Annotated in this window: 5 protein-coding genes; 1 reads left to right on the top strand and 4 read right to left on the bottom strand. The window is 52.4% G+C overall.

The window, feature by feature from the left end:
- Both IGR76_03775 and IGR76_03770 read right to left on the bottom strand, forming a co-directional pair.
- Window positions 1–691, bottom strand: a 691-nt coding sequence (locus tag IGR76_03775; protein MBF2077643.1) for an acetolactate synthase large subunit, incomplete at its 3' end; no start/stop codon positions are given.
- 222 nt (window positions 692–913) lie between these two features.
- On the bottom strand, window positions 914–2,305 hold the full coding sequence (locus IGR76_03770; GenBank protein MBF2077642.1) for an NAD-dependent succinate-semialdehyde dehydrogenase: 1,392 nt from the start codon (window positions 2,303–2,305) through the stop codon (window positions 914–916).
- A gap of 525 nt (window positions 2,306–2,830) precedes the next feature.
- On the opposite strand from IGR76_03770, the gene IGR76_03765 reads away from it, so the two are divergent.
- Complete coding sequence (locus IGR76_03765) at window positions 2,831–3,538, top strand: HAD family hydrolase (GenBank protein ID MBF2077641.1); 708 nt, start codon at window positions 2,831–2,833, stop codon at window positions 3,536–3,538.
- Window positions 3,539–3,786: 248 nt separating this feature from the next.
- Here the strand turns inward: IGR76_03765 and IGR76_03760 are convergent, their stop codons facing one another.
- Window positions 3,787–5,103, bottom strand: coding sequence for a mechanosensitive ion channel family protein (locus tag IGR76_03760; protein MBF2077640.1), 1,317 nt, complete (start codon window positions 5,101–5,103; stop codon window positions 3,787–3,789).
- On the bottom strand, window positions 5,100–5,276 hold the full coding sequence (locus IGR76_03755; GenBank protein ID MBF2077639.1) for a hypothetical protein: 177 nt from the start codon (window positions 5,274–5,276) through the stop codon (window positions 5,100–5,102). The genes IGR76_03760 and IGR76_03755 overlap by 4 nt, the downstream gene beginning before the upstream one ends.
- Between the last annotated feature and the right edge of the window lie 29 nt (window positions 5,277–5,305).

The raw sequence follows: 5,305 nt of genomic DNA, 5'->3' as shown, positions 1-5,305 counted from the left end.
CAACGGGAATATTGAACTGCGTTGCAAATTCCGTCAGCGCTTCGCTGGCGTGCGATCGCAACACCCCATTCCCTGCCAAAATAATAGGATTAGCAGCCTTGGAAATAGCCTGAGCCGCCCGATCCAGACTCTTAAACGCCGCAAACGTTTTCTCACGGGTATCAATCTGCAAGGGCTTCCCAACCGCTGGCATCGCTGCAATATTTTCCGGTAAATCGATATGAACCGCACCCGGTTTCTCCGTTTGGGCAATCTTGAAGGCTTTGCGGACAATTTCGGGCGTGTTGCTGGGGCGGACAATCTGGGCATTCCACTTCGTCACCGGTGCAAACATCGCCACCAGATCAAGGTATTGATGCGACTCGATGTGCATCCGATCCGTACCCACCTGTCCCGTAATTGCCACCAGTGGTGCGCGGTCGAGATTGGCATCGGCAACCCCCGTCATCAAGTTCGTTGCCCCTGGCCCCAGCGTCGAGAGACACACGCCCGCCTTGCCTGTCAGTCGTCCATAGACATCAGCCATAAAGGCAGCACCTTGCTCATGGCGCGTGGTGATGAACTGGATCGAGGATTCTTTTAGCGCTTCTAGAACATGAAGGTTTTCTTCACCCGGCACCCCAAAAATATACTCAACGCCTTCATTTTCCAAACATCGCACTAGCATTTCTGCCGTGTTCATATCGCTCATACAAGGTACTCCTCTCAAACAATAAGTTCTAGCATCTTTATGCCCTTGAGACTTGGGGGATGAGGCATCAGCACCGAGGTTGACCATAAAGGAGGGGGCGCTCCTCCTAGCAAACGGTTAGCATTCAAGCTCAGTTACCATGCCTCAACGACCAATCTCCAAAATGGGCGTTCCCTGGGGAGAAACCGAAGTGACTTGGTTCAGTTTGGCGCGATCGCCCCTTCATTTCACCCAAACCGTTTTGATATTCACGAATTCATGGATGCCCTGAATGCCCAACTCACGACCATAGCCCGATCGCTTAATGCCACCAAACGGCAGACGCGGATCGGACTTCACCATGCCGTTGATAAAAACGCAGCCCGCCTCTAAGTCGCGGATGAGGCGATCGCGCTCAGCATCCACTTGCGTCCAGGCACTCGCCCCTAATCCTAAGGGAGTGCTATTAGCAACGCGAATGGCTTCCTCCAGATTGGCAACCCGAAACACGAGGGCAACCGGGCCAAAAAATTCGTCTTGATCCGCAGGCGTCCCCGGTGGAATGTCGCTGAGAATCGTGGGGGCATAGAAATTCCCCTGCTGAAGTTCCGGCTGTCCCCTAGACGCCATATCTATAGAATGCCCACCAATCCGCACCGTTGCACCTTGCTTCACACATTGCTGCACTTGCTGATCTAGCTCTTGCAAAATGGAGGGGGTAGCAAGGGGGCCAATGTCCGTATCCGAGTGGAATGGATCCCCGATCTTGAGAGTCTGATAGTGCCCCACGAGCTTCTCAAGAAACGCATCCGCGATCGAATCCTGCACAATAAAGCGCTTCGCCGCAATACACGACTGGCCGTTGTTAATCAACCGAGCCGTGGTTGCGGTTTTCGCGGCAGCATCCAGATCCGCACTTTCCAGAACAATGAACGGATCGGTGCCGCCCAACTCCAAAACCGTTTTTTTAATCTGCTTTCCCGCCGCCGAAGCCAAACTCGCCCCCGCCGCTTCACTTCCCGTTAAGGTGGCGGCTCGCACCCGGTCGTCATCAATCACTCGGCTAATCTGATCCGCGCCGATCAGCAAGGTCTGAAATGCGCCCTCCGGGAATCCCGCAGCCCGAATAATCTCCTCAATCGCCAGGGCAGACTGGGGCACATTCGAGGCATGTTTCAGCAACCCCACATTCCCAGCCATTAATGCCGGAGCCGCAAACCGAAACACCTGCCAGAACGGAAAGTTCCACGGCATCACCGCCAGCACGATCCCAATCGGCTGATAGGACACATAGCTTTGACTTGCATCCGTTTCAATCACCACATCCGCGAGAAATTGCTCCGCTTGATCGGCATAGAACCGACAAACCCAAGCACACTTCTCCACCTCCGCGATCGCCGATGCCAAGGTTTTCCCCATTTCTAGGGTCATGATCTTGCCAAACTCAGTTTTGCGATCGCTCAAAATTTCCGCTGCCCGATTCAACCAGTGCGATCGCGCCTCAAACGAGGTCAGACGATAATCTTGAAAGGTACGATACGCCCGTTCAATGGCCTGGTCAATCTCTCTCGAGGACAGCGGTTCAAAGGTTTTAACCGTCTCTCCTGTAGCGGGATTAATCGTTGCAATCCCCATAGTGGTATCTCCTTACGTTACGAAACGCCATGTTGGGGAGCTTTGCGTCTGCTCTCAGAGAAACTCAGAACATCACAAACCGGACAAGTCCGAGCCTTGCTGTGCGGATACCTTAGCCGTTTGCAGAGACAACATGATGGTGCGACCAATCCCACGAAACAAAAACAGACTGCCCGTTCCAACGAAACACACAGAACCGTTGAGCAAGAAATTTAAGCGACGTTTATGAAGGGGTTAGCAAAGGTTGCGATGCGCCACACCATCAGGGTTGCCACCCGCAAAGATCCTCGAATTTTGGAGTTTAATCCCATTCTAGTGTCCAAAACCAGAGGCTTCGGCTCGGCTGCAATAATCGCAAACATGCGTTTCATTCCGCCATAATCCGTTGCAAAACAACTCAGATTTCTGACATCAACATCGAGGTTCGCTGCCCAAGATGCGCATTATCGGAATTTGCGCCATACCTCACGACCAGAGTAGGATGATACGTAATAAAACTTAAACAAAGTTCAGACTACCTTAAACATGCTGAGAATTATCACGGACTTCGACGGGCCCATCATGGACGTTTCCGAGCGCTATTACCAGGTGTATCGCTTCTGTCTTGAGCAGGTGCGCCGACCGGATCAGTCTGTCCGGGAACTTTCGAAGTCGGAATTCTGGGCGTTGAAGCGATCGCGCACCGTCGAACGCCAAATTGGACAACTCTCTGGACTCGATGAAGATCAGTCTAACCAGTTTGCCAAGCTGCGCCGCGACACCGTGCACACCGTGCCCTATCTCCAATACGATCAGCCGATTGCCAGCGCTATCCCAACCCTAGAGCGTATTCAAGCCGAAGGAATTGATCTGGCGGTCATGACGATGCGCCGCGTGAGCGAATTAGATGACGCCTTCACCCGCTACGATTTAGGACGATTTTTCCCTGAGAATCGCCGCTATTGCCTCAGCAATACCTACGTTAAAACCGCAGACGTAAAGGACAAGCCGATTCTAATGGAGCGGGCACTGGCAGAATTACCCGTTGCGTCTTCAACCTGGATGATTGGCGACACCGAGGCAGATATCGTCGCCGCGAAAACCCACGGAATTCGTATGATCGCGGTCTTGTCTGGAATCCGCGATCGCCAGCAGCTTGCTACCTACAGCCCTGACTATATCGTGGACACAATGGCGGACGCCGTGAGCCTAATTATGAACGTGGAGGCGTCATCCGTTGCCCAGGCATCTTAGTACCAATCGTCCATGACGCGGCGGTGTTATCCCCAAAGATGAAAATCTAGTTTCAGGGCAATTCTTTAAAGCCCTGCTACACCAAGAGGGAGTATGGAAGCCTTGTCAAAATGGCTAACTCATATGAACGTCTTGCTGGTCAAATGCGAGTTTCAAGCGGTGGCTAAACTCAGCTTCCACCTTCCATTGTTCAGCCCGAATCGTTTTGATCCAAATCAAAATTTGGGTGCCTGTTGCACTGACTTGACTTACCCCAGCCGACTAATCAGTTCTAAAATCCGGGTTTGCCAATCCGGATCCTGAGCCATTTCATCGGCCACCTGGTGCATGATGCGCATTGCCTGGGTCGCATCCGAGTCTTTGGTAATTTGAATCGTCATCTCTACCCGTGACCAGTCCTTCGTCAGGTTCTGTACCGTTGTGATCTGCCCGTGGGGAACCGTGTTCAGGCTGCCCCCCGCCCCTCGAATGCTGGTACTCCGTAGGCTCATCCGTTCCACTTGGCCATTGATTCCCGCAATAGTGACCGTATCTCCGACTGCATACTGGTCACCAAAAATAATAAACAATCCATTGATTCCATCCCTCAACAGACTCTGGAAGACTAACCCAAAGGCTACCCCCAGTAAACCCACACTGGAGAGGAGAGACTTGATGGGGATTTGTTGCCAATCAATCAACAAAACGATGCCGATGATCCACGCAGTCACGGTAATGATGCCTTCAAAAACCCCCGCTAAGGTCGGAGCCCGTAAGGTGACTCGTTGAATTTCGGCGGGTTCTAGGGACGCTTCTTCGACCCATTGGGTGAGTCGGACATTCATCAGGAAACGCCCCAACAGCACCAACAGCACCATTGAAAGCACAATAATGACTAGCTTTAGATTGAAGCCGAGCCATTCATATCCCAGCGGTCGGCTCTCGGGAAAAATCAGCATCAGCAAACAAACACCCGAACTCCAGACAGCCAGTTGGAGTAGCCGCAAGATCCGACGTAGCCAGATATTAAGCCGTTGCCGTTGCTTTTGAGCCAGACTGTGCTGAAAGTCCCGCACCAGTTCTGCGGCACTATCCTCTGGATAGGTGTTGGGATCGGGAGGCTCAGAGGAGGGTAAGTCATGTATATGCTGCTTACGCCACTTGAACAGTCGGTAGAGCCATCGTCGGATTGCCGATAGCCCCAAGCTGATGGCAAAGATGGAAGCAAGCAAGCCAACAGCCTGAAGCATCTGTTGTCGCCGAGCGGCAGGGCTCCGAGCTTCCCAGGCCTGCTGCAAGGCTTTATGAATAATGTTGGTCCAATTTTGAGCTAACACCGGGATGGATTGTTGCGCGAGTTGGGCATCTAGCTCGGTAACGGTTAATAGAATTTCCTGAGTCGATTGGTTCTGAGTACCAGCTAGAATCACGGTTTGCTTGTCCAGCGAGGCAACCGCAACATACAGATGATCTGGATCAATATTCCGGCTGACAACGCGGTACAGGCTAGACTCAATCGACCCGACCCAAATTCGCAGGTTAGATTGACCGACTTCGGGTTTGTCCGGGGAGATGGGGGCTGTCACGGGGAAAAGGACATATCCATCCAGGGTAGGGCAAACGCATAAAAATCATTGAGTAAGGATTTTGCGGAGATAAGCATCATCCCCCCCGCCTTTTTGCGCTTTGCTTTGATGCCCACTTTGGTGGATTTGTCCTGCCCCAACCGATTCAACGCAATCTGTCGCAATAAGCTCATGGTCTGCGGGGCGTGGTCTTTGCGAATCC

Origin of the sequence: Synechococcales cyanobacterium T60_A2020_003, from assembly GCA_015272205.1 — a bacterium.
Classification (GTDB): Bacteria; Cyanobacteriota; Cyanobacteriia; order RECH01; family RECH01; genus JACYMB01.
This window is presented reverse-complemented; position numbering and strand designations above follow the sequence as displayed.

Bases quoted from the DNA above. Each gene is read 5' to 3' on its own strand.
- IGR76_03765 (MBF2077641.1), top strand. From the start codon at position 2,831: ATGCTGAGAATTATCACGGACTTCGACGGGCCCATCATGGACGTTTCC.
- IGR76_03755 (MBF2077639.1), bottom strand. From the start codon at position 5,276: ATGAGCTTATTGCGACAGATTGCGTTGAATCGGTTGGGGCAGGACAAA.
- IGR76_03770 (MBF2077642.1), bottom strand. From the start codon at position 2,305: ATGGGGATTGCAACGATTAATCCCGCTACAGGAGAGACGGTTAAAACC.